The organism is Bradyrhizobium sp. STM 3557, from assembly GCF_045571465.1.
Classification (GTDB): domain Bacteria; phylum Pseudomonadota; class Alphaproteobacteria; order Rhizobiales; family Xanthobacteraceae; genus Bradyrhizobium.
The window spans coordinates 5276859-5299668 of sequence record NZ_CP120697.1; the positions used below are offsets into that span (position 1 = coordinate 5276859).

Genomic DNA, 22810 nt, shown 5'->3' on the forward strand with positions numbered 1-22810 from the left:
GAATCCTGAATTGAATGCCTTCGATATAGGCGGAACAGGGAGTCCGGCCAAGCTTATGCTGCCGGATGAGGCGTTTTGACGGTGTCCTGAACGGGCGCGCAGGACAGTCGTTCCCAGTGGCGCTCGCCCCAGGTCTTGAGGATGTCGATGACAGGCCGGAGGCTCTCGCCGATCTCCGACAGGCTGTATTCGACCCGCGGCGGCACCTCCGCATAGACCTTGCGGATGATCAGCCCGTCCTCCTCCAGCGCGCGGAGCTGCTTGGTCAGCATGCGCTGGGTGATGCTCGGCATCCGCTGCCTGAGCTCGCCGAAGCGCCGGTGCCCGCCCTGCAGGTGGTACAGGATGACGCCCTTCCACTTGCCGTCGATCAGGTCGAGCGTCGCTTCCACCGCACAGCCGGGCCGGCGCCCGAAATCACGCCGTTTCATCCGTTTTTGATCCAATAGTATCCAAATGGGGACTAGTTCCCCATTCCTACCGTACTTGCGAAAATGACGCCAGCAGGACAGTTAGGTCGCACAGGTCAACGAGGAGGTCCCCATGAAGGCCGTTGGTTACAAGAAGTCGCTCCCGATCGAGGACAAGGACGCCCTGCTCGATGTCGAGGCTGCCAAGCCCGAGCCGAGCGGGCGCGACCTCCGCGTCGCGGTCAAGGCGATCTCGGTCAATCCAGTCGACACCAAAGTGCGCAAGCGTGCCGCTCCGCCCGAGAGCGAGGTCAAGATCCTTGGCTATGACGCGGTCGGCGTGGTCGACGCTGTCGGCCCCGAGGTGACGCTGTTCAAGGTCGGCGACGAAGTGTTTTACGCCGGCTCGATCCTGCGCCAGGGCACCAATGCCGAATATCACCTCGTCGACGAGCGCATCGTCGGGCGCAAGCCGAAGAGCTTGTCGCTGGCTGAGGCCGCCGCCCTGCCCCTGACCTCGATCACTGCCTGGGAATTGCTGTTCGACCGGCTCGGCGCCGTGCCCGGCAAGAGCCTCGATCCACGCACGCTTCTGATCACCGGAGGTGCCGGCGGCGTCGGCTCGATCCTGATCCAGCTCGCCCGCCGGCTCACCGGCTTGACCGTGCTCGCCACCGCGACGCGGCCGGAATCGCGGGACTGGTGCCTTGCGCTCGGCGCGCATGCCGTGATCGATCATGGCAAGCCGATGAAGGAGCAGATCGACACGCTTAAGCTGCCGCCGGTCGACCTCGTCGCCAGCCTCACCCACACCGACCAGCACTACAAGCAGATCATCGACTTCATGGCGCCGCAGGGCAAGTTCGGCCTGATCGACGATCCCGCCGAGTTCTCCGCCACCGCCTTCAAAGGCAAGGCGATCTCGATCCATTGGGAGTCGATGTTCACGCGCTCGTCCTTCACGACGCCGGACATGATCGCCCAGCATAATCTCTTGAACGATGTCGCCGACCTGATCGATAAGGGCGTGATCCGCACCACCTTGGGCGAGAACTACGGCACCATCAACGCCGCCAACCTCAAACGCGCCCACGCGCTGATCGAGAGCAACAAGTCCCGCGGCAAGATCGTGCTGGAGGGGTGGTAGGATTCGTAAGGTGGGTTGAGCGCCAGCGAGACCCACCGACCTTGCCGAGGCCATGGTGGGTTACGCGTCCGCGCTTCATGTTTTGGAGTCTGCCGCACGATCATGCACTCGCGGCCGCTAACCCACACTCCTGCATTTCTCCGTCATTGCGAGCAAAGCAAGGTGTCCGCCACAGCCTGAAGGGCGACGGACCGGCTCAACCTGCACGCGGCAGCTCCGCCTTGGCGACAAAGCCCTTGGCGAGCGCGTGATAGATCCCCTCCTCGCAGATCAGGCGCGAGGTGCCGTAGGCGATCAGCGAGGCGGCCATCACCGGCACCACCATGGCGTGATTGTCGGTCATCTCGGTCACGATCACGAAGGCGGTGATCGGTGCCTGCACGACACCGGCAAAATACGAGACCATGCCGAGCAGCATGATGGGCGCCAGCGGCGCGTCATGGAACAGCGTGGCGACATTGGCGCCGAGGCCTGCGCCCACCGCCAGGGACGGCGAGAAGATGCCGCCGGGGATGCCGCTGATCGCGGCAAAAATGGTGGCAAGGAATTTCAGCACACCGAAGCTCTCCGGCAGCGGCGTGCCGGTCTCCAGCGCCGACTTCACCTGCGCATAGCCGGTGCCGTAGATCATGTCGCCGGAGACGACGCCGCAGATCGCCACCGCCAGCCCGCACAGGAGCGCAAACAGCAGCGGATGCCGCGTGAGCGCGCCGACTTTGGGATGCCCGGCGCTCCGCGCCATGGTGATGACGATGCGGCTGAACAGGCCGCCCATGGCACCGCCGAAAACACCGCAGAGCGGAATCGCGAGCCAGTCGATGCCGTTGCGCAACGCAATCGGCGTGGTGCCGAAATAGGTGTAGTTGCCCATCAGCGCGAGCGAGGTGAGGCCGGCGGCAATCACGGTCCCGATGATAAGGCTGGACGTCCGCGTTTCGAAGGTCCGGCTCATCTCCTCGATTCCGAACACGATGCCGGCAAGCGGGGTGTTGAAGGCGGCCGCAACGCCGGCGGCGGCACCCGCCAGGATCAATCCAGGCTGGCGGCGCGGCGAGAGCCGGCCCAGCCCGAACATGATGGAGGCGCCGACCTGGACCGTCGGCCCCTCGCGGCCGACCGAAGCGCCGCAGAGCAGGCCAAGCAAGGTCAGCACGATCTTGCCGATCGCAATGCGGATCGAGACCAGCGGCGTGCGCGCCGTGGTGTCCGTGAGATGGCGCGCGGCGATCGCCTGCGGGATGCCGCTGCCTTGCGCGTTCGGAAAGAAACGGATGGTGAGAAACACCGAGAGCGCAAAGCCCAGCGGCGTGACCAACAGCGAGGCGTAGCGCGATTTCGCCAGCAAGAGATTGAAGGCGAGCTGTGCCTGGTCGGCAAGCGCCGCCAACACGACGGCGGCCGCCCCGACCACGAGACCGCCAGCTACGAAGATCGCGCGCCGCTGCCAGCGTGCCGACGTCAGTTTCAGCCACCGCTTCCGGCGCGGAGATATCAAGGTCATCAGCTTCGATTCGAAGGGGGTTACCCCGGCGCGATACCCTCGACGAAAACCAGGCGGCGGTCCAGCGCGGACCGCCGATACTTCAAGGCTCGCGCATATTCGGGCGACGCATACCATTCACGTGCACGGGCCATCGACGGAAATTCGACGATGATCAGCGTCTTGGCCGGGGGCCCGCCTTCGACCGTGTCGGAGGCGCCGCCGCGAACCAGATAACGGCCGCCATACTGCGCGATCGCGCGGGCGGCCAGCGAGCGGTAGGCGTCCATCGCTTCGGCCTCCCGCACCTCGACCTCGGAGATCACATAGGCGGGCATGAACTGGGCTCTCTTTCAGGCGATGGTGTCGACGATGCCGCCCTCGACGCGCAGCGCCGCGCCATTGGTGGCGGAGGCCTCCTTTGAGGCGACATAGACCACCATGTTGGCGATCTCGCCGACATCGGCGAAGCGCTGCAGCAGCGAGCCTGGCCGGTGCTGCTTGACGAAGTTCGCTGCGGCCTCCTGTTCGGACTGCTTGTTCTGGCGCGCAAGATCCTTGACGAAGACCTCGACGCCTTCGGACATGGTCGGGCCCGGCAGCACGGCATTGACGGTGACGCCGGTCCCCGAAGTGAGCTTGGCGAGCCCGCGCGAGATCGCAAGCTGCGCCGTCTTGGTCATGCCGTACTGGATCATCTCGGTCGGGATGTTCAGCCCCGATTCCGAGGAGATGAAGATGATGCGGCCCCAGTTCCGCTTCAGCATGCCCTGCATGTAGGCGCGCGAGAGCCGCACGCCCGACATCACGTTGATCTCGAAATAGCGGCTCCACTCCTCGTCGGAAATCTCGAAGAAATCCTGCGCGCCGTAGATGCCGGCGTTGTTGATGAGGATGTCGACTTCCGGCAGCGCCGTGACCAGATCGTTGCAGCCCTCGACCGTGCCGACATCTCCGGCAATGCCACGGAGCTTCGCGTTTGGCATCGCCTGCTTCAGCTTGGCGAGCGCGGCATCGACGCGCGCCTCGCCGCGGCCGTTGAGCACGACCTCCGCACCCGAGGCCGCCAGCCCTCGCGCGATGGCAAAGCCGATGCCGGCGGTGGAACCGGTCACCAATGCGGTCTTTCCGGAGAGGTCGATGTGCATGAGGCGCTCCTGTCACGTGTTACGACTCACATATGAGCGCACATCCCGTGCGACCCAAGCCGGACCGGCGCACAAAAAAAGCGGCGCCCGAGGCGCCGCTTTCGAAACTCATTCATGCCGGAGCTTGAGGCTTACGCCGCCTCCGACTCCGCGCCCTGCACCGGACCGGAATCCTGGCCCTTGGCGTCGACGTCACGATCGACGAACTCGATCACGGCCATCGCGGCATTGTCGCCGTAGCGGAAGCCGGCCTTGATGATGCGGGTGTAGCCGCCCTGGCGGTCCTTGTAGCGGGGCGCCAGCACGTCGAACAGCTTCTTGGTCATCGCCTCGTCGCGCAGCTCGGAGGCCGCCTGGCGGCGCATCGACAGGCCGCCCTTCTTGCCGAGCGTGACCAGCTTCTCGACGATCGGCCGCAGCTCCTTGGCCTTCGGCAGCGTGGTGACGATCTGCTCGTGCTTGATCAGCGATGCGCTCATGTTCGCGAACATCGCCTTGCGATGCTCGGCGGTGCGGTTGAGCTTCCGATGAACCTTGCCGTGACGCATAGTCTATTCCTTCACTTCTCAATGTGCCGCGACGGTTCGTCGGACATGTTGCTCAGGTGGGCTGCCTGGGTTCGCCCTAACGTGGTGAGTAGCGAATGGCGAGTAGCGAGTAGTTTCTCCCCTATTCGCCACTCCCTACTCGCTATTCGCTCAGTAATGATCCTCGAAGCGCTTGGCCAGCTCGTCGATATTCTCCGGCGGCCAGCCCGGCACTTCCATGCCGAGATGCAGACCCATCTGGGCCAGCACTTCCTTGATCTCGTTCAGCGACTTGCGGCCGAAGTTCGGGGTGCGCAGCATCTCCGCTTCCGACTTCTGCACGAGGTCGCCGATATAGACGATGTTGTCGTTCTTCAGGCAGTTCGCCGAACGCACCGACAGCTCGAGTTCGTCCACCTTCTTGAGGAAGGCCGGGTTGAAGGCGAGATCCGGAATGATCTCCTGCGCGACTTCCTTGCGCGGCTCCTCGAAGTTGACGAACACATTGAGCTGATCCTGTAGGATGCGCGCGGCATAGGCCACCGCGTCCTCCGGCGAGATCGCACCGTTGGTCTCGATCGTCATGGTCAGCTTGTCGTAGTCGAGGATCTGGCCCTCGCGGGTGTTCTCGACCTTGTAGGAGACCTTGCGGACCGGCGAGAACAGGCTGTCGATCGGAATCAGGCCGATCGGCGCATCCTCGGGCCGGTTGCGCTCGGCCGGCACGTAGCCCTTGCCGGTCGTGACCGTGAACTCCATGCGGATCTCGGCGCCCTCGTCCAGCGTGCAGAGCTGCAGCTCCGGATTGAGCACCACGACGTCGCCAACGGTCTGGATGTCACCGGCGGTGACGACGCCCGGACCCTGCTTCTTCACGACCATGCGCTTGGGGCCTTCGCCCTGCATCTTGATCGAGATGTCCTTGACGTTCAGCACGATGTCGGTGACGTCCTCGCGGACGCCTGCAATCGAGGAGAACTCGTGCAGCACGCCGTCGATGTGCACCGACTGCACGGCAGCGCCCTGCAGGGACGACAGCAGGATGCGACGCAGCGCGTTGCCCAGCGTCTGGCCGAAGCCACGCTCCAAGGGCTCGGCCACCAGGGTCGCGAAACGGGTCGCGTCAGACCCGGGCGTGACCTGAAGCTTGTTCGGCCGAATCAATTCTTGCCAATTCTTCTGGATCGTCACTGTTTCACCCATACGGGCCAGCCCTCTCGGTCTGAACGGCTGGCGTTGGAGACCCGCGCATCAGATCGCGCGGCAATCAAATCGCTCAAAAGCACAACGAGGCGGACCTTGGGCCCGCCTCCTTACCTAATTAGACACGCCGGCGCTTGCGCGGACGGCAGCCATTGTGCGGGATCGTCGTCACGTCGCGGATCGAAGTGACGGTGAAGCCCGCAGCCTGCAGCGCACGGAGCGCCGATTCGCGGCCAGAACCCGGACCCGCAACCTCGACCTCGAGGGTGCGCATGCCGTGCTCCTGGGCCTTCTTGGACACGTCCTCCGCCGCGACCTGCGCGGCATACGGGGTCGACTTGCGCGATCCCTTGAACCCCATCGTACCGGCCGACGACCAGGCAATGGTATTGCCCTGCGCGTCGGTGATGGTGATGGTGGTGTTGTTGAACGACGAGTTCACATGCGCGACGCCGGAGGCGATGTTCTTGCGCTCACGACGACGAACGCGTGCGGCTTCCTTGGCCATATAGGTACCTTTCTTGAGATCTCAACGCCGCCGTAATGCCAGCGGCTACACCGATGAGGCGAATGGTGAGTTGCGAATAGCGAATAGGGTTATCCCCCTACTCGCCATCCGCTATTCCCTATTCGCCCGCTTACTTCTTCTTGCCGGCGATCGCCTTGGCCGGACCTTTGCGCGTGCGCGCATTGGTGTGGGTGCGCTGGCCGCGCACCGGCAGGCCGCGGCGATGACGCAGGCCGCGATAGCAGCCAAGGTCCATCAACCGCTTGATGTTGATGCCGGTCTCGCGGCGGAGGTCGCCCTCGACGACATAGTCGCGGTCGATCACTTCGCGGATCTGCAGCACTTCCTGGTCGCTGAGCTGGCTGACCCGGCGATCCTCGGGGATCTTGACCTTCTCGATGATATCAGCCGCGATTTTCGGGCCGATGCCATGAATGTACTGGAGCGCGATCAGCACGCGCTTGTTGGTCGGGATGTTGACGCCGGCAATACGGGCCACGGACTTCTCTCCTGTGCCGATCCGGAGGCGGACCGGTCTTCGTTCTCGCTATCTCGGGCAGGTGTCCGCAAACGCGAACAAGACGCCCACCCCTCGATTCGCAGGGCCCGGCATCTTTTTGAAAACTACCGACTTGGATGCGGGCTTATTAATGGATTCATACGGCTGTCGTCAACCGCCCGTGATGCTTCGATTCTCAAGTTTCGCTGCATGTCAAGAACGACCGCGGCTGCCATCTTGAAATCAAGAAACCGCAATCAACCCTTTGACTCCAAGCCTATTTTCGACTTGAAGCGGCCGCGGGGCAGACCTGGCGGCCCCTGACTGACGCTTCAACTCACCGCGACCGGCCCTTTGCCGGCCGTTTCCCGAGTCCTTTTCCGACCTTGGCGGCGGTCTTTCGCGCGCCCTTGGAGGATTTTGCAGCCGTCTTGGCAGCGGTCTTCTTCGCAGTCGCCTTCTTGCCAGCGGCCTTCTTGCCGGCTGCCGCCTTGGTTCCGGCCCTGCGGGCCCCGGCCGTGGCCGTTTTAGCAGCCTTCCTGGCATTTTTGGCCGCTTTCTTGCCGGCCGGCTTGGCTGCGGGCGCCTTGGATCTGGCTGCCGCCGGCTTGGTCTTGGCTGCCGGCTTGCCTGGCTTAGCGGCCGCCTGAAGCGATTTCCTAGCTCTCTTGACCGTTTTCTTGGCCGCTCCACCGCTGCGCTTGGCGGGGCTCGCCGTCTTGGCGGCGCGCGTGGCACCGCCAGCGCCGAGAGCGGTCAGGATCCGGCCGATCTCGTCGGTGACCTCCTCGATCGACATCATGCCGTCGACCGTCGCCAGCTTGCGGCGATCGGAATAGTAATGGATCAGCGGCTCAGTCTGCTCGCGATAGTTCGACAGCCGCCGCGTCAGCACCTCGGCGGTATCGTCGGCGCGAACCTCCTCGCCCCGCGCCCGGGTCTCGGCGGCCCGCCGCTCGACCCGCTCCAAGAGCACGCCCTCATTGACCTTGAGCTCGATCACCGCATCGAGGTTCATCTGCTCTGCGGTCAGGAGCTCGTCGAGTTCTTCCGCCTGCCGCACCGTGCGCGGAAAGCCGTCCAGGATGAAGCCGTTGGCTGCATCCGGCTGCTCGATCCGGTCCTTGATAATGCCGATCACGATCTCGTCCGGCACCAGGTGCCCGGCGGCCATGATGTCCTTGGCCTTCAGGCCGATCGGCGTCTGGGCGGCCACGGCGGCGCGCAGCATGTCGCCGGTCGACAGCTGCACGATGCCATAGCGCTGCACCAGCCGCTGTGCCTGAGTACCCTTGCCCGAGCCCGGCGGTCCGAGAAGAATCAGTCTCATAGATATTCGCCCCCCGGCATTCGGTGAGCGAAATCCCCGCGCACCTTATGTTCTTGACGTCTCCGGGCCGCGACCCGCCGCTAGCCGCGGCGGCGCCCCCGCAGTTTCGACTTCCTGATCAGCCCCTCATATTGATGGGCGAGAAGGTAACCCTGGACCTGCGCCACGGTATCCATCGTGACACTGACCACGATCAGGAGCGACGTGCCGCCAAAGTAGAACGGCACGGAGGCGTAGGAAATCAGAATTTCCGGAATCAAACAAACGATCGCCAGATAGATCGCGCCGATCACCGTGATCCGGGACAGCACGTAGTCGATATATTCCGCGGTGCGCTCGCCGGGACGGATGCCCGGGATGAAACCGCCATGCTTCTTCAGATTGTCGGCGGTCTCGGTCGGGTTGAACACGATCGCGGTGTAGAAGAAGGCGAAGAACAGGATCAGCGCCAGATACAGCACCAGGAACAGCGGCCGGCCGTGACCGAGCTGGGTGGTGACCCACTGGAACCACTCGGGCCCCTTGCCGGCGTTGAAGTTCGCCACCGTGGTCGGCAACAACAGCAGCGACGAGGCGAAGATCGGCGGGATCACGCCCGAGGTGTTGAGCTTGAGCGGCAGATGCGAGGACTGGCCCTCGAACATCTTATTGCCGACCTGGCGCTTGGGATATTGGATCAGGAGCCGGCGCTGCGCGCGCTCCATGAACACGATGAAGGCGATCACGGCCACCGCCATCACGATGACGATCAGGATCAGCCCCGTCGACAGCGCGCCCTGGCGGCCGAGTTCCAACATATTGGCGAGCGCCGACGGCAGCTCGGCGACAATGCCCGAGAGGATGATCAGCGAGATGCCGTTGCCGATGCCGCGCGACGTGATCTGCTCGCCGAGCCACATCAGGAACATGGTGCCGCCGGTCAGCGTGATCGCGGTCGACAGGCGGAAGAACAGGCCGGGATCGCTGACGACATTGCCGGCGCCTTCCAGGCCGACGGCGATGCCGTAGGACTGGAACGCGGCCAGGATCACGGTGAGATAGCGCGTGTACTGGTTCAGCGTCTTGCGCCCAGCCTCGCCCTCCTTCTTCAGCGCTTCGAGCTGCGGCGAAACGGTGGTCAGGAGCTGGATGATGATCGATGCCGAGATGTACGGCATGATGTTGAGCGCAAAGATCGCCATGCGGTGGATGCCGCCGCCGGCGAACATGTTGAACATGCCGAGAATGCCGCCGGCCTGGGTGCGGAACACCTGCTCCCAGATGTTGGGATCGATGCCGGGGAGCGGAATGTAGGTGCCGAGACGATAGACCAGCAGCGCGCCCAGCGTGAACCAGATGCGTTTCTTGAGCTCGTCGGCCTTGGCAAGCGCGCCGAAATTGAGGTTAGCCGCCAGTTGTTCCGCTGCTGAGACCATGTTTGGCTTTCTCCCGCCGCCCTCTTCACTCCCTCATCTACACGACTCGTCGCGGGATCGGGCAGACGCCGGATATTATTTGGTGCGCGGTTCCACGAAGTCCATCGCCCTGCTCCGGCGGCTACCCGCTTACGGCAGGGCGATGACGCAGATGTTACGCCGCCTCGCCTTCGCCCTTGCCGGGCGCCAGGATCTTCACGGTGCCGCCGGCCTTCTCGACCGCGGCCACCGCCGACTTCGAAGCGCCATGCACCTCGATGTTGATCTTGGCCTTGAGCTCGCCGCGGCCCAGCAGACGCACGCCATCCTTGGACCGGCGCAGCGCGCCCGACTTCACCAGCGCTTCGGCATTGATCACGTTGCCGGCGTCGAGCTTCTTGGCGTCGATCGCATCCTGAATGCGGTCGAGATTGATCTCGACGAACTCGCGCGCGAAGATGTTGTTGAAGCCGCGCTTCGGCAGACGGCGATGCATCGGCATCTGGCCGCCCTCGAACCCCTTGATGCGCACGCCGGAGCGCGCGGTCTGGCCCTTGCCGCCACGGCCCGAAGTCTTGCCCTTGCCGGAGCCAATGCCGCGGCCGACGCGCATGCGCTTCTTGCGCGCGCCGGCGTTGTCGGCGATCTCGCTGAGCTTCATCGCCCTTCTCCTATTGCCTTACTTCTCGCCCAAGATGCGGACGAGATGGTGAACCTTGGTGATCATGCCGCGAACTGCCGGCGTGTCCGGCAGCTCGGTGACCCGGCCGATCTTGTTGAGCTTCAACCCGATCAGCGTCGCGCGCTGCGAGTGATGGCGACGGATCGGGCTGCCGGTCTGCTCGATCTTGATCATCTTGGCGGTAGCCATGGTTTCAAACTCCGAGATGCGCCGCGCAGGCGGCGCGCGTTGTTAGTCCGCCGACGCCTCGGCGTCGCCGCCGACGCGGCGAGCCTGCAGGGTCGACACCTTGATGTTGCGGCGCGCCGCGACGGAGCGCGGGCTATCCTGGTGCTTCAGCGCGTTGAAGGTCGCCCGCACCATGTTGTACGGGTTCGACGAGCCGATCGACTTCGCCACCACATCCTGGATGCCGAGCGTCTCGAACACCGCGCGCATCGGTCCGCCGGCGATGATGCCGGTACCGGCCGGAGCGGCGCGCAGATAGACGCGGCCCGCACCGTGACGACCGAAGATGTCGTGATGCAGGGTGCGGCCCTCGCGCAGCGCCACCCGGGTCAGGTTGCGCTTGGCCGAATCGGTCGCCTTGCGGATCGCCTCCGGAACCTCGCGCGCCTTGCCGTGGCCGAACCCGACCCGGCCCTTCTGGTCGCCGATCACCACCAGCGCCGCAAAGCCGAAGCGCTTGCCGCCCTTGACGACCTTCGCGACACGATTGATGTGGACGAGCTTGTCGACGAACTCGCTGTCGCGCTCCTCGCGCTCCTTGCTCCGTTCGCGGCCGCCGCGTTCGCGTTCACCTGCCATGGTGCTTTCCAATCTCGTAAGTGGGCGTGACGCCCGTTTAATTCCTTAGAAGCTCAATCCGCTTTCGCGCGCCGCATCCGCCAGCGCCTTGACGCGCCCGTGATACAGATAGCCGCCGCGATCGAACACGACTTCCTTGATGCCCGCCTTCACCGCGCGCTCGGCGAGCAGCTTGCCCACCGCCTTGGCCGCATCGATGTTGGCACCGGTGTTCCCGGCCGTACGCATCTCCTTTTCCATCGACGACGCGGAGGCGAGTGTCTCGCCCTTCTGATCGTCGATGACCTGCGCATAGATGTGCTTCGACGAACGGAATACCGACAGGCGCGGACGGCCGCCCGCGGAGCGGCGCAGCGCCAGCCTCACGCGCTGCTTGCGCCGGGCATTCGTAACCTTGGCTCTCGACATGACCGGCTCCGTTACTTCTTCTTGCCTTCCTTGCGGAAGATGAATTCGCCCGCGTACTTCACGCCCTTGCCCTTATAGGGCTCCGGCGGACGGTAGGCACGAATTTCGGCCGCGACCTGGCCGACGCGCTGGGCGTCCGTGCCGGTGACCGTGATCTCGGTCGGCTTCGGCACCGTGATGGTGATACCTTCCGGGATCGCGTAGACGACGTCGTGGCTGTAGCCGAGCGCGAGTTGCAGGTTCTTGCCCTGCATCGCGGCGCGGTAGCCGACGCCGGTGATCTCGAGCTTCTTCTCGAAGCCCTTGGTGACGCCCTCGACGAGGTTGGCGATCTGCGCCCGCGCCGTGCCGTAGAGCGAGCGCGCGCGCTTGGTCTCGGCGCGCGGGGCGACCTTGACCTGGCCGTTCTCGAACTTCACCTCGACATCGTCATGGACGATGAACTGAAGCTGGCCCTTCGGCCCCTTCATCTTGACGGTCTGTCCGTCGACGGTGGCCGTCACACCGGACGGCACCGCCACTGGCTTCTTGCCAATACGTGACATGGCTCAATCCTTCTTAGAACACCGTGAAGAGAACTTCACCGCCGACATTCGCGTCACGCGCGTCATGATCGGCCATGATTCCCTTCGGCGTCGACAACACCGAAATGCCAAGCCCGTTATTCACGCGCGGCAGGTTCTTCACCGAGGTATAGACCCGCCGGCCGGGCTTGGAGACCCGCTCGATCTCGCGGATCACGGGCTCGCCGTCGAAATATTTCAGCTCGATCTCGATCTCGCTGCGGCCCGAAGCATGCTCCACCGTGGCATAGCCGCGGATGTAGCCCTCGGTCTTCAGCACTTCGAGCACGCTGGCGCGCATCTTGGAGCCCGGCGTCGAGACCTTCGACTTCGAGCGCATCTGCGCGTTGCGGATGCGGGTGATCAGATCGCTGATGGGATCGTGCGTTGACATCTTAACGACCCTCCTTACCAGCTCGATTTCACCAGGCCCGGAACCAGGCCCTTCGATCCAAGCTCACGCAGTGCGATGCGGCTGAGCTTGTTCTTGCGATAGTTCGAGCGCGGCCGGCCCGTCAGCTCGCAGCGGTTGCGAATGCGGGTCGCCGACGAGTTGCGCGGCATTTCGGCCAGCTTCAGGGTCGCGGCGAAGCGCTCCTCCATCGGCTTGGTCTTGTCGGCGATGATCGCCTTCAACCGCTCGCGCTTCGGAGCGGCGTTCTTCGCCATCCGCTTGCGTCGGTTGTTCTTCTCGACTGAACTCTTCTTTGCCATGCTTGGCTCCTGGGTATCCGCGTTTGAGATGCTTGAAGAAGATCAGCGTCTCACTGCCGGAACGGGAAATTGAATGCGGTCAGAAGGGCGCGGGCCTCGTCGTCGGTGCGCGCGGTGGTGCACACCGTGATGTCCATGCCCCAGCTCTCCCCGGCCTTGTCGAAGTCGATCTCGGGGAAAATGATGTGCTCCTTGATGCCGAGCGAGTAGTTGCCGCGGCCGTCGAAGCTCTTCGGGTTCAGGCCGCGGAAGTCACGCACGCGCGGCAGCGCGACGTTCACCAGGCGGTCGATGAACTCGTACATGTGGGCCTTGCGCAAGGTCACCTTGCAGCCGATCGGCTGGTTCTCGCGCAGCTTGAAGGTCGCGATCGCAACCCGCGAATAGGTCACAACAGCCTTCTGGCCCGCGATCAGCGACAGATCGGCAGCCGCCGTCTCCGCCTTCTTGCGGTCATTGACGGCCTCGCCGACGCCCATGTTGAGCACGACCTTCTCCAGCCGCGGCACCTGCATGACGTTGGCATAGCCGAACTTTTCCGTCAGCTGGCCCTTGATCTTGCGGTCATATTCCGCGCGCAGGCGCGGCACGTAAGCAGTCTCAGCCATCGATCTCAGCTCCCGAGCTCTTGGCGATGCGGACCTTCTTGCCGTCCGCCTGAATCTTGAATCCGATACGCGTCGGCTTACCGTCCTTGCCGACATAGGCGATGTTCGACAGGTCGATCGGCGCCTCCTTGGAGATGATGCCGCCTTCCTGCTGCGCCGTCTGCTTCTGGTGACGCTTCACCAGGTTGACGCCGCGCACCAGCGCCTTGCCCTCATCCGGGCGCACCTCGAACACCTCGCCGGTGCGGCCCTTATCGCGCCCCGTGAGCACGATCACCTTGTCGCCCTTGCGGATCTTGGCAGCCATCACAGCACCTCCGGCGCAAGCGAAATGATCTTCATGTGGTTCTTGGCGCGCAGCTCGCGCGGCACCGGCCCGAAGATACGGGTGCCGACCGGCTCGGACTGATTGTTGATCAGCACGGCGGCGTTGCGGTCGAAGCGGATCACCGAGCCGTCGGCGCGGCGGATGTCCTTGCGGACGCGCACCACGACGGCCTTCATGACGTCGCCCTTCTTCACCTTGCCGCGCGGAATCGCTTCCTTGATCGACACCACGATGATGTCGCCGACAGTGGCATAACGACGCTTGGAGCCGCCGAGCACCTTGATACACATGACACGGCGTGCGCCGGAATTGTCGGCCACGTCGAGGTTGGTCTGCATCTGAATCATTGATGCACCTCGTCCTCTTCATCTGATGCGCGAGAAATTCGCGCTTTTCTCTGATCCCGAATGCGAAACCGGCCCGTGTGGGCCGATCCGCCTCAGGCGGTTTTCTTGTGTTCGCCCCGGATCACGGTCCAGCGCTTCAACTTCGAGATCGGCCGGCTCTCCTCGATCCAGACCGTATCGCCCGGCTTGAACTCGTTGCCCTCGTCGTGAGCGTGATAGTTCTTCGAGCGGCGGATGGTCTTCTTGTAGATCGGATGGGTGAAGCGGCGATCGACGCGCACCACGACCGTCTTGGCCTGCTTGTCGCTGACGACAACGCCCTGAAGGGTCCGTTTCGGCATAGGTCCGGCCTCTTACTTGTTCTTGGCGCGCTGCTGCGCGGCGATGGTCTTGATGCGGGCGATGTCGCGGCGCGCCTCCTTGAGGCGCGAGGTGTTCTCGAGCTGCCCGGTGGCGCGCTGGAAGCGCAGGTTGAAACGCTCCTTCTTCAGATTGAGGATCGCATCCTCCATCTGGTCGGGGCTCATCGCGCGAATGTCGGACGTCTTCATCTCGGCCATGGCCATTACTCCGCAATGCGCTCGACGAAGCGCGTCTTGATCGGCAGCTTGGCGGCCGCCAGCGAGAGCGCCTCGCGCGCGATCTGGTTGCTCACGCCGTCGATCTCGAACATCACGCGGCCGGGCTTGACGCGAGCCACCCACAATTCCGGCGAGCCCTTGCCCGAGCCCATGCGGACTTCGGCCGGCTTCTTCGACACCGGCAGGTCGGGGAACACGCGGATCCAGACGCGGCCGGCGCGCTTCATGTGACGGGTCAGTGCGCGGCGGGCGGCCTCGATCTGACGCGCGGTGACGCGGTCAGGCTCCATGGCCTTCAGCCCGAACTGGCCGAACGCCAGCGTCGCGCCCGAGGACGCAACACCGTGGATACGGCCCTTATGCGCCTTTCGGAACTTGGTCTTCTTTGGTTGCATCATGGCTGGTAGCCCTCAAAACCTTGTCTAGCGCCGCCGATCAGGCAGCGTCGCGGCGCGAGCGCGAAGAGCTGCTGCCGCTGTCGCCCTCGGCCATCCGCTTGTCCTGCGCCATCGGATCGTGCTCGAGGATCTCGCCCTTGAAGATCCAGACCTTCACACCGCAGGTGCCGAAGGTCGTGAACGCGGTGGCGACACCATAATCGATGTCGGCACGCAGCGTGTGCAGCGGCACCCGGCCCTCGCGATACCACTCCATGCGTGCGATTTCCGCACCGCCCAGACGGCCCGAGCAGTTGATGCGGATGCCTTCCGCGCCGAGACGCATCGCCGACTGCACCGCGCGCTTCATGGCGCGGCGGAACGCGACGCGGCGCTCGAGCTGCTGGGCGATCGATTCGGCGACCAGGGTCGCATCGAGCTCGGGCTTCCTGATCTCGACGATGTTGATCACCACATCCGACGAGGTGATGTCGGCCACCCGCTTGCGCAGCTTGTCGATGTCGGCGCCCTTCTTGCCGATCACGACACCCGGACGCGCCGAGTGGATGGTGACGCGGCACTTCTTGTGCGGACGCTCGATGACGATGCGCGCCACAGCGGCCTGCTTGAGCTCCTTGTGCAGGATCTCGCGGATCTTGACGTCTTCATGCAGCAGCTTGCCATACTCGGCCTTGCCCGCGAACCAGCGCGAATCCCAGGTCCGGTTGATGCCGAGGCGAAGCCCGATCGGATTGATCTTTTGACCCATCTTATTCTCCCGCGCCGCGCTTTAAGCGGCCGCCTCGACCTGACGAACGATGATCGTCAGCTGCGAAAATGGTTTGAACACCCGGCCCGAACGGCCACGGCCGCGCGGCGAGAAACGCTTCATCACGATGCCGTTGCCGACGAAGGCTTCCGACACGATGAGATCGTCCACGTCGAGCTCGTGGTTGTTCTCGGCATTAGCAATTGCCGACTCCAGGCACTTCTTGACGTCGACCGCAATCCGCTTGCGCGAGAACTGCAGGTCCGCGAGCGCAAGAGAGGCCTTCCGGCCGCGGATCATCTGGGCGACCAGGTTCAGCTTCTGCGGGCTCACCCGCAGCATCCGGGCGACCGCCTTGGCCTCGTTGTCCGGGAGGCTCCGTTCGCGCTTTGGTTTGCTCATCGCTTAAATCCCTAAAGCCTATCTCGTTAGGCCTTCTTGGCTTTCTTATCGCCGGAATGGCCGTGGAAGGTCCGGGTCGGCGAGAACTCACCGAACTTGTGACCCACCATTTCCTCGTTGACCGCGACCGGCACATGCTTCTGGCCGTTGTAGACGCCGAAGGTCAGGCCGACGAACTGCGGCAGAATGGTCGAGCGGCGGCTCCAGATCTTGATCACGTCATGACGGCCGGACGCGCGCGCGGCATCTGCCTTCTTGAGCAGCGACGCCTCGACGAACGGGCCTTTCCAGACTGAACGAACCATGTCCGGCGTTCCTTACTTCTTCCGCTTGTGGCGGCTGAGGAGAATGAATTTATCGGTCGACTTGTTGGTGCGGGTCTTCTTGCCCTTGGTGGGCTTGCCCCACGGAGTGACCGGGTGACGGCCGCCGGAGGTGCGGCCTTCGCCGCCGCCGTGCGGGTGGTCGATCGGGTTCATGGCGACACCGCGGTTGTGAGGCCTGCGGCCCATCCAACGCTTGCGGCCGGCCTTGCCGATCGAGGTGTTCATGTGGTCCGGGTTCGAGACCGCACCGATGGTGCCGCGGCAACGGCCGTGCACCAAGCGCTGCTCGCCCGAGTTCAGGCGGACGATGACGTAGTCCTGGTCGCGGCCGACGATCTGGGCGTAGGTGCCGGCCGAACGCGCGAGCTGGCCGCCCTTGCCGATCTTGACCTCGATGTTGTGCACGATCGTGCCGACCGGCATGTTGCCGAGCGGCATGACGTTGCCCGGCTTCACGTCGACATAGTTGCCGGCGACGATGGTGTCGCCGACCGCCAGACGCTGCGGCGCCAGGATGTAGGCCTGCTCGCCGTCCTGATACTTGACCAGGGCGATGAACGCGGTGCGGTTCGGATCATACTCCAACCGCTCGACGGTGGCCGGAACGTCCACCTTCTCGCGCTTGAAATCGACGGTGCGGTAGGCCTGCTTGTGGCCGCCGCCGCGGAAGCGCACGGTGATGCGGCCGGTGTTGTTGCGGCCGCCGCTGCCGAGCTTGCCTTCCGTCAGCGCCTTGACCGGCTTGCCCTTGTAGAGCGCCGAACGATCGACCATCACCAGCTGGCGCTGGCCCGGCGTCGTGGGGTTGAATGTCTTCAATGCCATGGCAGTGTCGCCTTATAGACCGGTGGTCACGTCGATACGGTGGCCCTCTTCGAGGGTCACGATCGCGCGCTTGCTGTCTGACTGCGAACCGAAATTGCCGCGGAACACCTTGGTCTTGCCCTTGCGCACGAGCGTGTTGACGCTCTTGACCTTGACGTCGAACAGCTTCTCGATCGCTTCCTTGATCTGCGGCTTGGTTGCCTTGGCGGCGACCTTGAACAGAACTTTGTTGTGCTCGGAAGCGATCGTCGCCTTCTCGGTCACGACAGGCGCCAGGATGATGTCATAGTGGCGCGGATCGATGGTCTTCATTTGAAGCGCGCCTCCAGCGCATCGATCGCCGCCTTGGTCAGAACGAGCTTCTGCCGGCGGAGAATGTCGTAGACGTTGATGCCCTGGATCGGCAGCACGTCCATGTTCGGGATGTTACGGGCCGCATTCGAGAACCCGGTGTGCAGCTCGGCGCCATCGATGATCAGCGCGTTCGTGAGCCCGAGACCGGAGAAGTGGCCAAGCAGCGCCTTGGTCTTCGCAGCTTCCAGCACCGCGGATTCGAGCACGATCAGATCGCCGTCCTTGGCCTTGACCGACAGCGCATGCTTGAGCGCCAGCGCGCGCACCTTCTTCGGCAGGTCGGTGGCATGCGAACGCACCACCGGGCCGAAAGCGCGGCCGCCGCCACGGAACTGCGGCACGCGGGCCGAGCCGTGACGGGCACCGCCGGTGCCCTTCTGCTTGTACATCTTCTTGCCAGTGCGCCAGATCTCAGCGCGGCCCTTGGCCTTGTGGGTGCCGGCCTGGCGCTTGTTGAGCTGCCACTGCACGCAACGTGCAATGATGTCCTGGCGCGGCTCGAGACCGAAGATGGCATCGGACAGCTGGACCGAGCCGGCTTCCTTGCCCTCGAGCGTGGTGACCTTCAATTCCATTTATGCGCCCTCCTGCTCGGCCGGCGCTTCCGCAGCCTGCTCGCCCGCGACCTTGAACTTGCCGGGCTTCGGCGCTTCCTTCGGCAGCGGCTTCTTCACGGCGTCGCGCACCGAAATCCAGCCGCCCTTGGAGCCGGGCACGGCGCCTTCGACCAGAATCAGGCCACGCGCAACGTCCGTCTGCACCACCCGAAGGTTCAGCGTGGTGACGCGATCGACACCCATGTGACCGGGCATCTTCTTGTTCTTCCAGGTCTTGCCGGGGTCCTGACGACCACCGGTCGAACCGATCGAACGGTGCGAGATCGACACACCATGCGTGGCGCGCAGACCGCCGAAGTTCCAGCGCTTCATACCGCCGGCGAAGCCCTTACCGACCGTGGTGCCGGTGACGTCGACGAACTGACCGACGACGAAATGGTCGGCCTGGATCTCGGCGCCGACCGGGATCAGCGAGTCCTCGCTGACGCGGAATTCGGCGAGCTTGCGCTTCGGCTCGACCTTGGCGACCGCGAACTGGCCGCGCTCCGCCTTCGGCATGTAGACCGTCTTGCGGCTGCCGCTGCCGAGCTGCAGCGCGACATAACCGTTCTTCTCGGTGGTGCGATGACCGACCACCTGGCAATTGCCGAGCTTCAGCACGGTCACGGGGATATGTTCGCCGGTCTCCGTGAAGACCCGCGTCATCCCGACCTTTTGTGCGATCACTCCGGAGCGCATCGGCGTGCTTCCTGTTCTTCTCTATGTCCGCGGTTGAAGGCGGACGTGAATCCAAAACTTAGAGCTTGATCTCGACGTCGACGCCGGCAGCCAGATCGAGCTTCATGAGAGCATCGACGGTCTGCGGGGTCGGATCGACGATATCGAGCAGGCGCTTGTGGGTGCGCATCTCGAACTGCTCGCGGCTCTTCTTGTCCACGTGCGGCGAACGGTTGACGGTGAACTTCTCGATGCGCGTCGGCAGCGGAATGGGTCCGCGAACCTGTGCGCCGGTGCGTTTCGCCGTGTTCACGATCTCCCGCGTCGACGTATCGAGGATGCGATGGTCGAACGCCTTGAGACGGATGCGAATATTTTGGCCGTTCATTGCCGTGTCTTTCTTTGAGTAGTGAGTGGCGAGTAGCGAACAGCGAATGGATGTCTCCATTCGCCACTCGCCATTCCCTATTCGCTCTTGTTATTCGATGATCGAGGCGACGACACCGGCGCCGACGGTGCGGCCGCCTTCGCGGATGGCGAAGCGGAGCTTCTCTTCCATCGCGATCGGCACGATCAGGTGCACTTCCATCGCGATGTTGTCGCCCGGCATCACCATCTCGGTGCCTTCCGGCAGGTGCACGACACCGGTCACGTCGGTGGTGCGGAAGTAGAACTGCGGACGGTAGTTGGTGAAGAACGGGGTATGACGGCCGCCCTCTTCCTTGGTGAGGATGTAGGCCTCGGCCTTGAACTTGGTGTGCGGCTTGACCGAACCCGGCTTGCACAGCACCTGGCCGCGCTCGACGTCCTCGCGCTTGGTGCCGCGGAGCAGCGCACCGATGTTGTCGCCGGCCTGACCCTGGTCGAGCAGCTTGCGGAACATCTCAACGCCGGTGACGGTGGTCTTCTGGGTCGGACGGATACCGACGATCTCGATTTCCTCGCCGACCTTGATCACGCCACGCTCGACACGACCGGTCACCACGGTGCCGCGGCCGGAGATCGAGAACACGTCTTCCACCGGCATCAGGAACGGCTGGTCGATCGGACGCTCCGGCTGCGGAATGTACTCGTCGACATTGCGCATCAGCTCAAGGATCGCCTCATGGCCGAGCTTCTTGTCCGAGTCCTCGAGAGCAGCCAGAGCCGAGCCCTTGATGATCGGGATCTTGTCGCCCGGGAATTCGTACTTCGAGAGCAGCTCACGGACCTCGAGCTCGACGAGCTCGAGCAGCTCCGGATCGTCGACCATGTCGCACTTGTTGAGGAACACGACCAGCGCCGGAACGCCGACCTGGCGGGCAAGCAGGATGTGCTCGCGGGTCTGCGGCATCGGGCCGTCGGCGGCCGACACGACCAGGATCGCACCATCCATCTGGGCGGCGCCGGTGATCATGTTCTTCACGTAGTCGGCGTGGCCGGGGCAGTCGACGTGCGCGTAGTGGCGGTTCTTGGTCTCGTACTCGACGTGCGCGGTCGAGATGGTGATGCCGCGAGCCTTCTCTTCCGGCGCCTTGTCGATCTGGTCGTAGGCAGTGAACGTCGCGCCACCGGTCTCGGCCAGGATCTTGGTGATCGCAGCCGTCAGCGACGTCTTGCCGTGGTCGACGTGACCGATGGTGCCGATGTTGCAGTGCGGTTTGGTACGTTCAAACTTTGCTTTGGCCATTTGACTCTCCGTTCAGTCGCTAACTTGAGCTAACGACAATCAGGCAAACTTCTTCTGGACTTCCGCCGACACGTTGGCCGGCGCTTCCGCGTAGTGGTCGAACTGCATCGTGAAGGTCGCGCGACCCTGGCTCATCGAGCGCAGGTTATTCACGTAACCGAACATGTTCATGAGCGGCACCATCGCATTGATGACGTTGGCATTGCCGCGCATGTCCTGGCCCTGGATCTGGCCACGCCGCGAGTTCAAGTCGCCGATGACCGAACCGGTGTAGTCTTCCGGCGTCACCACCTCGACTTTCATGATCGGCTCGAGCAGAACCGACTTGCCCTTTTGCAGCGCTTCGCGGAAGGCCGCGCGCGATGCGATTTCGAAGGCCAGCGCCGACGAGTCGACGTCGTGATACTTGCCGTCGACCAGCGCCACCTTGACATCGACCACCGGGAAGCCGGCGACCACGCCGGAGCCGAGCACGCTCTCGATGCCCTTCTCGACGCCGGGGATGTATTCCTTCGGAACCGCACCGCCGACGATCTTGGATTCGAACACGTAGCCGCCGCCCGGCTCGTTCGGCTCGACCACCAGCGAGACGGCCGCAAACTGGCCCGTACCGCCGGTCTGCTTCTTGTGGGTGTAGTCCACATGGGCCGGCTTGGTGATGCGCTCACGGAACGCCACCTGCGGCGCACCGATGTTGGCATCGACCTTGTAGGTGCGCTTCAGGATGTCGACCTTGATGTCGAGGTGAAGCTCGCCCATGCCCTTGAGGATGGTCTGGCCGGACTCGTGGTCGGTCGACACCCGGAACGACGGATCCTCCGCCGCGAGCTTGGCCAGCGCGATGCCCAGCTTCTCCTGGTCCGCCTTCGACTTCGGCTCGATCGCGATCTCGATCACCGGCTCCGGGAATTCCATCTTCTCCAGGATCACCGGGTGAGCCGGGTCGCACAGCGTGTCACCGGTGCGCGCTTCCTTGAGGCCCGCCAGCGCGACGATGTCGCCGGCATAGGCTTCCTTGATGTCCTCGCGGTTGTTCGCGTGCATCAGCAGCATGCGGCCGATGCGCTCTTTCTTCTCGCGGGTCGAGTTCACGACGCCGGTGCCGCTCTGCAGGACGCCCGAATAGATGCGGCAGAAGGTGATGGTGCCGACGAACGGGTCGTCCATGATCTTGAACGCGAGCAGCGCCAAGGGCTCCTTGTCGTCCGCCTTGCGCACAACCTCGTTGCCCTTGTCGTCGGTGCCCTTGATCGCAGGCACGTCGAGCGGCGACGGCAGATAATCGACGACCGCGTCGAGCAGCGGCTGCACGCCCTTGTTCTTGAAGGCCGAGCCGCACAGCACCGGATAGAACGCGCCCGACAGCACGGCCTTGCGGATCAGCCGCTTCAGCGTCGCCTCGTCCGGCTCCTTGCCGTCGAGATAGGCGGCCATGGCATCGTCGTCGAGCTCGACGGCGGCCTCGACCAGCTTCTCGCGATATTCGGCGGCCTGGTCGGCGAGCTCGGCCGGAATCTCGGTGTAATCGAACTTCGCGCCGAGCGCCTCGTCGTTCCAGACGATCGCCTGCATCTTCACGAGGTCGATCACGCCCTTGAAGGCGTTCTCGGCGCCGATCGGCAGCTGGATCGCAACCGGCTTCGCGCCCAGGCGGTCGACGATGTCGGCCAGGCACTTGAAGAAGTCGGCGCCGGTCTTGTCCATCTTGTTGGCGAAGACGATACGCGGCACCTTATACTTGTCACCCTGGCGCCAGACCGTCTCGGTCTGCGGCTCGACGCCCTGGTTGGAGTCGAGCACGCACACGGCGCCGTCGAGCACGCGAAGCGAACGCTCGACCTCGATGGTGAAATCGACGTGGCCCGGGGTGTCGATGATGTTCAGGCGCTTGCCGTTCCAGAACGCGGTGGTGGCAGCCGAGGTGATCGTGATGCCACGCTCCTGCTCCTGCTCCATCCAGTCCATGGTCGCGGCGCCTTCATGCACCTCGCCGATCTTGTGGCTCTTGCCGGTGTAATAGAGGATGCGCTCGGTGGTCGTGGTCTTACCGGCGTCGATATGCGCCATGATACCGAAGTTGCGGTAGTCCTCGATGGCATGTTGGCGGGGCATGGACCTGTTCCTAAATTT

Annotated in this window: 34 protein-coding genes; 1 reads left to right on the forward strand and 33 read right to left on the reverse strand. The window is 63.9% G+C overall.

Translation table 11 applies throughout. From position 1 onward, the window contains the following. Positions 1-53: 53 nt before the first annotated feature. Positions 54-431, reverse strand: coding sequence for a winged helix-turn-helix transcriptional regulator (locus tag P6U24_RS24265; RefSeq protein WP_407155007.1), 378 nt, complete (start codon positions 429-431; stop codon positions 54-56). 112 nt (positions 432-543) lie between these two features. Here P6U24_RS24265 and P6U24_RS24270 point away from each other — a divergent pair, with 112 nt between their 5' ends. Further along, positions 544-1557, forward strand: a complete 1014-nt coding sequence (locus tag P6U24_RS24270) for a zinc-binding alcohol dehydrogenase family protein (RefSeq protein WP_407155008.1) — start codon at positions 544-546, stop codon at positions 1555-1557. A gap of 196 nt (positions 1558-1753) precedes the next feature. Here the strand turns inward: P6U24_RS24270 and P6U24_RS24275 are convergent, their stop codons facing one another. The 32 genes from P6U24_RS24275 to fusA form a co-directional block, all read right to left on the reverse strand. After that, on the reverse strand, positions 1754-3058 hold the full coding sequence (locus tag P6U24_RS24275) for a chloride channel protein (protein ID WP_407155009.1): 1305 nt from the start codon (positions 3056-3058) through the stop codon (positions 1754-1756). Positions 3059-3078: 20 nt separating this feature from the next. After that, positions 3079-3375 (reverse strand): DUF1330 domain-containing protein, encoded by a 297-nt coding sequence (locus tag P6U24_RS24280; RefSeq protein ID WP_407155010.1) that lies wholly within the window; start codon positions 3373-3375, stop codon positions 3079-3081. Between the two features lie 15 nt (positions 3376-3390). After that, on the reverse strand, positions 3391-4185 hold the full coding sequence (locus P6U24_RS24285; protein ID WP_407155011.1) for an SDR family NAD(P)-dependent oxidoreductase: 795 nt from the start codon (positions 4183-4185) through the stop codon (positions 3391-3393). A gap of 131 nt (positions 4186-4316) precedes the next feature. Beyond that, positions 4317-4733, reverse strand: coding sequence for a 50S ribosomal protein L17 (gene rplQ / locus P6U24_RS24290; protein ID WP_407155012.1), 417 nt, complete (start codon positions 4731-4733; stop codon positions 4317-4319). 150 nt (positions 4734-4883) lie between these two features. After that, the gene (locus P6U24_RS24295; RefSeq protein WP_407155013.1) at positions 4884-5915 is read right to left on the reverse strand and encodes a DNA-directed RNA polymerase subunit alpha; all 1032 of its coding nucleotides are present in this window, start codon (positions 5913-5915) and stop codon (positions 4884-4886) included. Positions 5916-6033: 118 nt separating this feature from the next. After that, positions 6034-6423: a 30S ribosomal protein S11 gene (gene rpsK, locus P6U24_RS24300; RefSeq protein ID WP_006611861.1), complete on the reverse strand. Its 390-nt coding sequence runs from the start codon at positions 6421-6423 to the stop codon at positions 6034-6036. A gap of 130 nt (positions 6424-6553) precedes the next feature. Continuing rightward, positions 6554-6922: a 30S ribosomal protein S13 gene (gene rpsM, locus P6U24_RS24305; protein WP_407155014.1), complete on the reverse strand. Its 369-nt coding sequence runs from the start codon at positions 6920-6922 to the stop codon at positions 6554-6556. 337 nt (positions 6923-7259) lie between these two features. After that, complete coding sequence (locus P6U24_RS24310) at positions 7260-8252, reverse strand: adenylate kinase (protein ID WP_407155015.1); 993 nt, start codon at positions 8250-8252, stop codon at positions 7260-7262. A gap of 80 nt (positions 8253-8332) precedes the next feature. Further along, positions 8333-9667, reverse strand: a complete 1335-nt coding sequence (gene secY, locus P6U24_RS24315; RefSeq protein ID WP_407155016.1) for a preprotein translocase subunit SecY — start codon at positions 9665-9667, stop codon at positions 8333-8335. 154 nt (positions 9668-9821) lie between these two features. Continuing rightward, entirely contained in the window at positions 9822-10307 is a 486-nt protein-coding gene (rplO, locus tag P6U24_RS24320) for a 50S ribosomal protein L15 (protein ID WP_407155017.1), read from the reverse strand. A gap of 18 nt (positions 10308-10325) precedes the next feature. Further along, positions 10326-10517, reverse strand: coding sequence for a 50S ribosomal protein L30 (gene rpmD, locus P6U24_RS24325; protein WP_407155018.1), 192 nt, complete (start codon positions 10515-10517; stop codon positions 10326-10328). 42 nt (positions 10518-10559) lie between these two features. Next, on the reverse strand, positions 10560-11135 hold the full coding sequence (gene rpsE / locus P6U24_RS24330) for a 30S ribosomal protein S5 (RefSeq protein ID WP_008969415.1): 576 nt from the start codon (positions 11133-11135) through the stop codon (positions 10560-10562). Between the two features lie 45 nt (positions 11136-11180). Then, entirely contained in the window at positions 11181-11543 is a 363-nt protein-coding gene (gene rplR, locus P6U24_RS24335; RefSeq protein WP_407155019.1) for a 50S ribosomal protein L18, read from the reverse strand. An 11-nt stretch (positions 11544-11554) separates the two neighbouring features. Then, positions 11555-12088, reverse strand: coding sequence for a 50S ribosomal protein L6 (gene rplF, locus P6U24_RS24340; protein WP_407155020.1), 534 nt, complete (start codon positions 12086-12088; stop codon positions 11555-11557). Positions 12089-12101: 13 nt separating this feature from the next. Continuing rightward, on the reverse strand, positions 12102-12500 hold the full coding sequence (rpsH, locus tag P6U24_RS24345) for a 30S ribosomal protein S8 (RefSeq protein ID WP_407155021.1): 399 nt from the start codon (positions 12498-12500) through the stop codon (positions 12102-12104). Positions 12501-12514: 14 nt separating this feature from the next. After that, positions 12515-12820 (reverse strand): 30S ribosomal protein S14, encoded by a 306-nt coding sequence (gene rpsN, locus P6U24_RS24350; RefSeq protein ID WP_324399090.1) that lies wholly within the window; start codon positions 12818-12820, stop codon positions 12515-12517. Between the two features lie 50 nt (positions 12821-12870). Beyond that, positions 12871-13428, reverse strand: a complete 558-nt coding sequence (gene rplE, locus P6U24_RS24355) for a 50S ribosomal protein L5 (RefSeq protein WP_407155022.1) — start codon at positions 13426-13428, stop codon at positions 12871-12873. Next, entirely contained in the window at positions 13421-13735 is a 315-nt protein-coding gene (gene rplX, locus P6U24_RS24360) for a 50S ribosomal protein L24 (protein WP_407155023.1), read from the reverse strand. The genes rplE and rplX overlap by 8 nt, the downstream gene beginning before the upstream one ends. After that, a complete protein-coding gene (gene rplN / locus P6U24_RS24365) occupies positions 13735-14103 on the reverse strand; it encodes a 50S ribosomal protein L14 (protein WP_006611848.1) in 369 nt (122 codons plus the stop codon). The genes rplX and rplN overlap by 1 nt, the downstream gene beginning before the upstream one ends. Before the next feature lie 92 nt (positions 14104-14195). Beyond that, positions 14196-14444: a 30S ribosomal protein S17 gene (rpsQ, locus tag P6U24_RS24370; RefSeq protein WP_407155024.1), complete on the reverse strand. Its 249-nt coding sequence runs from the start codon at positions 14442-14444 to the stop codon at positions 14196-14198. Positions 14445-14456: 12 nt separating this feature from the next. After that, positions 14457-14663 (reverse strand): 50S ribosomal protein L29, encoded by a 207-nt coding sequence (gene rpmC / locus P6U24_RS24375; RefSeq protein ID WP_407155025.1) that lies wholly within the window; start codon positions 14661-14663, stop codon positions 14457-14459. A 5-nt stretch (positions 14664-14668) separates the two neighbouring features. Beyond that, complete coding sequence (gene rplP, locus P6U24_RS24380; RefSeq protein WP_407155026.1) at positions 14669-15082, reverse strand: 50S ribosomal protein L16; 414 nt, start codon at positions 15080-15082, stop codon at positions 14669-14671. A gap of 37 nt (positions 15083-15119) precedes the next feature. Continuing rightward, positions 15120-15830, reverse strand: coding sequence for a 30S ribosomal protein S3 (gene rpsC, locus P6U24_RS24385; protein WP_407155027.1), 711 nt, complete (start codon positions 15828-15830; stop codon positions 15120-15122). Between the two features lie 21 nt (positions 15831-15851). Next, on the reverse strand, positions 15852-16232 hold the full coding sequence (gene rplV / locus P6U24_RS24390; protein WP_407155028.1) for a 50S ribosomal protein L22: 381 nt from the start codon (positions 16230-16232) through the stop codon (positions 15852-15854). 26 nt (positions 16233-16258) lie between these two features. Next, a complete protein-coding gene (gene rpsS, locus P6U24_RS24395) occupies positions 16259-16537 on the reverse strand; it encodes a 30S ribosomal protein S19 (RefSeq protein WP_008963465.1) in 279 nt (92 codons plus the stop codon). Positions 16538-16549: 12 nt separating this feature from the next. Further along, positions 16550-17383, reverse strand: coding sequence for a 50S ribosomal protein L2 (gene rplB, locus P6U24_RS24400; RefSeq protein ID WP_407155029.1), 834 nt, complete (start codon positions 17381-17383; stop codon positions 16550-16552). A 12-nt stretch (positions 17384-17395) separates the two neighbouring features. Continuing rightward, the gene (locus P6U24_RS24405) at positions 17396-17695 is read right to left on the reverse strand and encodes a 50S ribosomal protein L23 (protein ID WP_407155030.1); all 300 of its coding nucleotides are present in this window, start codon (positions 17693-17695) and stop codon (positions 17396-17398) included. Continuing rightward, the gene (gene rplD / locus P6U24_RS24410; RefSeq protein ID WP_407155031.1) at positions 17692-18312 is read right to left on the reverse strand and encodes a 50S ribosomal protein L4; all 621 of its coding nucleotides are present in this window, start codon (positions 18310-18312) and stop codon (positions 17692-17694) included. Before rplD ends, P6U24_RS24405 begins: the two co-directional genes overlap by 4 nt. After that, on the reverse strand, positions 18313-19032 hold the full coding sequence (rplC, locus tag P6U24_RS24415) for a 50S ribosomal protein L3 (protein ID WP_407155032.1): 720 nt from the start codon (positions 19030-19032) through the stop codon (positions 18313-18315). It lies immediately after the preceding gene. Between the two features lie 58 nt (positions 19033-19090). Beyond that, positions 19091-19399, reverse strand: a complete 309-nt coding sequence (gene rpsJ, locus P6U24_RS24420) for a 30S ribosomal protein S10 (RefSeq protein ID WP_002712302.1) — start codon at positions 19397-19399, stop codon at positions 19091-19093. Positions 19400-19489: 90 nt separating this feature from the next. Then, entirely contained in the window at positions 19490-20680 is a 1191-nt protein-coding gene (tuf, locus tag P6U24_RS24425) for an elongation factor Tu (RefSeq protein ID WP_407155033.1), read from the reverse strand. A gap of 39 nt (positions 20681-20719) precedes the next feature. Next, positions 20720-22792 (reverse strand): elongation factor G, encoded by a 2073-nt coding sequence (fusA, locus tag P6U24_RS24430; RefSeq protein ID WP_407155034.1) that lies wholly within the window; start codon positions 22790-22792, stop codon positions 20720-20722. Positions 22793-22810: the final 18 nt, after the last annotated feature.

Excerpts from the sequence above, each read along its gene's own strand:
- P6U24_RS24265 (WP_407155007.1), bottom strand. The coding sequence starts at position 431 with ATGAAACGGCGTGATTTCGGGCGCCGGCCCGGCTGTGCGGTGGAAGCG.
- P6U24_RS24270 (WP_407155008.1), top strand. The coding sequence starts at position 544 with ATGAAGGCCGTTGGTTACAAGAAGTCGCTCCCGATCGAGGACAAGGAC.
- P6U24_RS24275 (WP_407155009.1), bottom strand. The coding sequence starts at position 3,058 with ATGACCTTGATATCTCCGCGCCGGAAGCGGTGGCTGAAACTGACGTCG.
- P6U24_RS24280 (WP_407155010.1), bottom strand. The coding sequence starts at position 3,375 with ATGCCCGCCTATGTGATCTCCGAGGTCGAGGTGCGGGAGGCCGAAGCG.
- P6U24_RS24285 (WP_407155011.1), bottom strand. The coding sequence starts at position 4,185 with ATGCACATCGACCTCTCCGGAAAGACCGCATTGGTGACCGGTTCCACC.
- rplQ (WP_407155012.1), bottom strand. The coding sequence starts at position 4,733 with ATGCGTCACGGCAAGGTTCATCGGAAGCTCAACCGCACCGCCGAGCAT.
- P6U24_RS24295 (WP_407155013.1), bottom strand. The coding sequence starts at position 5,915 with ATGGGTGAAACAGTGACGATCCAGAAGAATTGGCAAGAATTGATTCGG.
- rpsK (WP_006611861.1), bottom strand. The coding sequence starts at position 6,423 with ATGGCCAAGGAAGCCGCACGCGTTCGTCGTCGTGAGCGCAAGAACATC.
- P6U24_RS24310 (WP_407155015.1), bottom strand. The coding sequence starts at position 8,252 with ATGAGACTGATTCTTCTCGGACCGCCGGGCTCGGGCAAGGGTACTCAG.
- secY (WP_407155016.1), bottom strand. The coding sequence starts at position 9,667 with ATGGTCTCAGCAGCGGAACAACTGGCGGCTAACCTCAATTTCGGCGCG.
- rplO (WP_407155017.1), bottom strand. The coding sequence starts at position 10,307 with ATGAAGCTCAGCGAGATCGCCGACAACGCCGGCGCGCGCAAGAAGCGC.
- rpmD (WP_407155018.1), bottom strand. The coding sequence starts at position 10,517 with ATGGCTACCGCCAAGATGATCAAGATCGAGCAGACCGGCAGCCCGATC.
- rpsE (WP_008969415.1), bottom strand. The coding sequence starts at position 11,135 with ATGGCAGGTGAACGCGAACGCGGCGGCCGCGAACGGAGCAAGGAGCGC.
- rplR (WP_407155019.1), bottom strand. The coding sequence starts at position 11,543 with ATGTCGAGAGCCAAGGTTACGAATGCCCGGCGCAAGCAGCGCGTGAGG.
- rplF (WP_407155020.1), bottom strand. The coding sequence starts at position 12,088 with ATGTCACGTATTGGCAAGAAGCCAGTGGCGGTGCCGTCCGGTGTGACG.
- rpsH (WP_407155021.1), bottom strand. The coding sequence starts at position 12,500 with ATGTCAACGCACGATCCCATCAGCGATCTGATCACCCGCATCCGCAAC.
- rpsN (WP_324399090.1), bottom strand. The coding sequence starts at position 12,820 with ATGGCAAAGAAGAGTTCAGTCGAGAAGAACAACCGACGCAAGCGGATG.
- rplE (WP_407155022.1), bottom strand. The coding sequence starts at position 13,428 with ATGGCTGAGACTGCTTACGTGCCGCGCCTGCGCGCGGAATATGACCGC.
- rplX (WP_407155023.1), bottom strand. The coding sequence starts at position 13,735 with ATGGCTGCCAAGATCCGCAAGGGCGACAAGGTGATCGTGCTCACGGGG.
- rplN (WP_006611848.1), bottom strand. The coding sequence starts at position 14,103 with ATGATTCAGATGCAGACCAACCTCGACGTGGCCGACAATTCCGGCGCA.
- rpsQ (WP_407155024.1), bottom strand. The coding sequence starts at position 14,444 with ATGCCGAAACGGACCCTTCAGGGCGTTGTCGTCAGCGACAAGCAGGCC.
- rpmC (WP_407155025.1), bottom strand. The coding sequence starts at position 14,663 with ATGGCCGAGATGAAGACGTCCGACATTCGCGCGATGAGCCCCGACCAG.
- rplP (WP_407155026.1), bottom strand. The coding sequence starts at position 15,082 with ATGATGCAACCAAAGAAGACCAAGTTCCGAAAGGCGCATAAGGGCCGT.
- rpsC (WP_407155027.1), bottom strand. The coding sequence starts at position 15,830 with ATGGGTCAAAAGATCAATCCGATCGGGCTTCGCCTCGGCATCAACCGG.
- rplV (WP_407155028.1), bottom strand. The coding sequence starts at position 16,232 with ATGAGCAAACCAAAGCGCGAACGGAGCCTCCCGGACAACGAGGCCAAG.
- rpsS (WP_008963465.1), bottom strand. The coding sequence starts at position 16,537 with ATGGTTCGTTCAGTCTGGAAAGGCCCGTTCGTCGAGGCGTCGCTGCTC.
- rplB (WP_407155029.1), bottom strand. The coding sequence starts at position 17,383 with ATGGCATTGAAGACATTCAACCCCACGACGCCGGGCCAGCGCCAGCTG.
- P6U24_RS24405 (WP_407155030.1), bottom strand. The coding sequence starts at position 17,695 with ATGAAGACCATCGATCCGCGCCACTATGACATCATCCTGGCGCCTGTC.
- rplD (WP_407155031.1), bottom strand. The coding sequence starts at position 18,312 with ATGGAATTGAAGGTCACCACGCTCGAGGGCAAGGAAGCCGGCTCGGTC.
- rplC (WP_407155032.1), bottom strand. The coding sequence starts at position 19,032 with ATGCGCTCCGGAGTGATCGCACAAAAGGTCGGGATGACGCGGGTCTTC.
- rpsJ (WP_002712302.1), bottom strand. The coding sequence starts at position 19,399 with ATGAACGGCCAAAATATTCGCATCCGTCTCAAGGCGTTCGACCATCGC.
- tuf (WP_407155033.1), bottom strand. The coding sequence starts at position 20,680 with ATGGCCAAAGCAAAGTTTGAACGTACCAAACCGCACTGCAACATCGGC.
- fusA (WP_407155034.1), bottom strand. The coding sequence starts at position 22,792 with ATGCCCCGCCAACATGCCATCGAGGACTACCGCAACTTCGGTATCATG.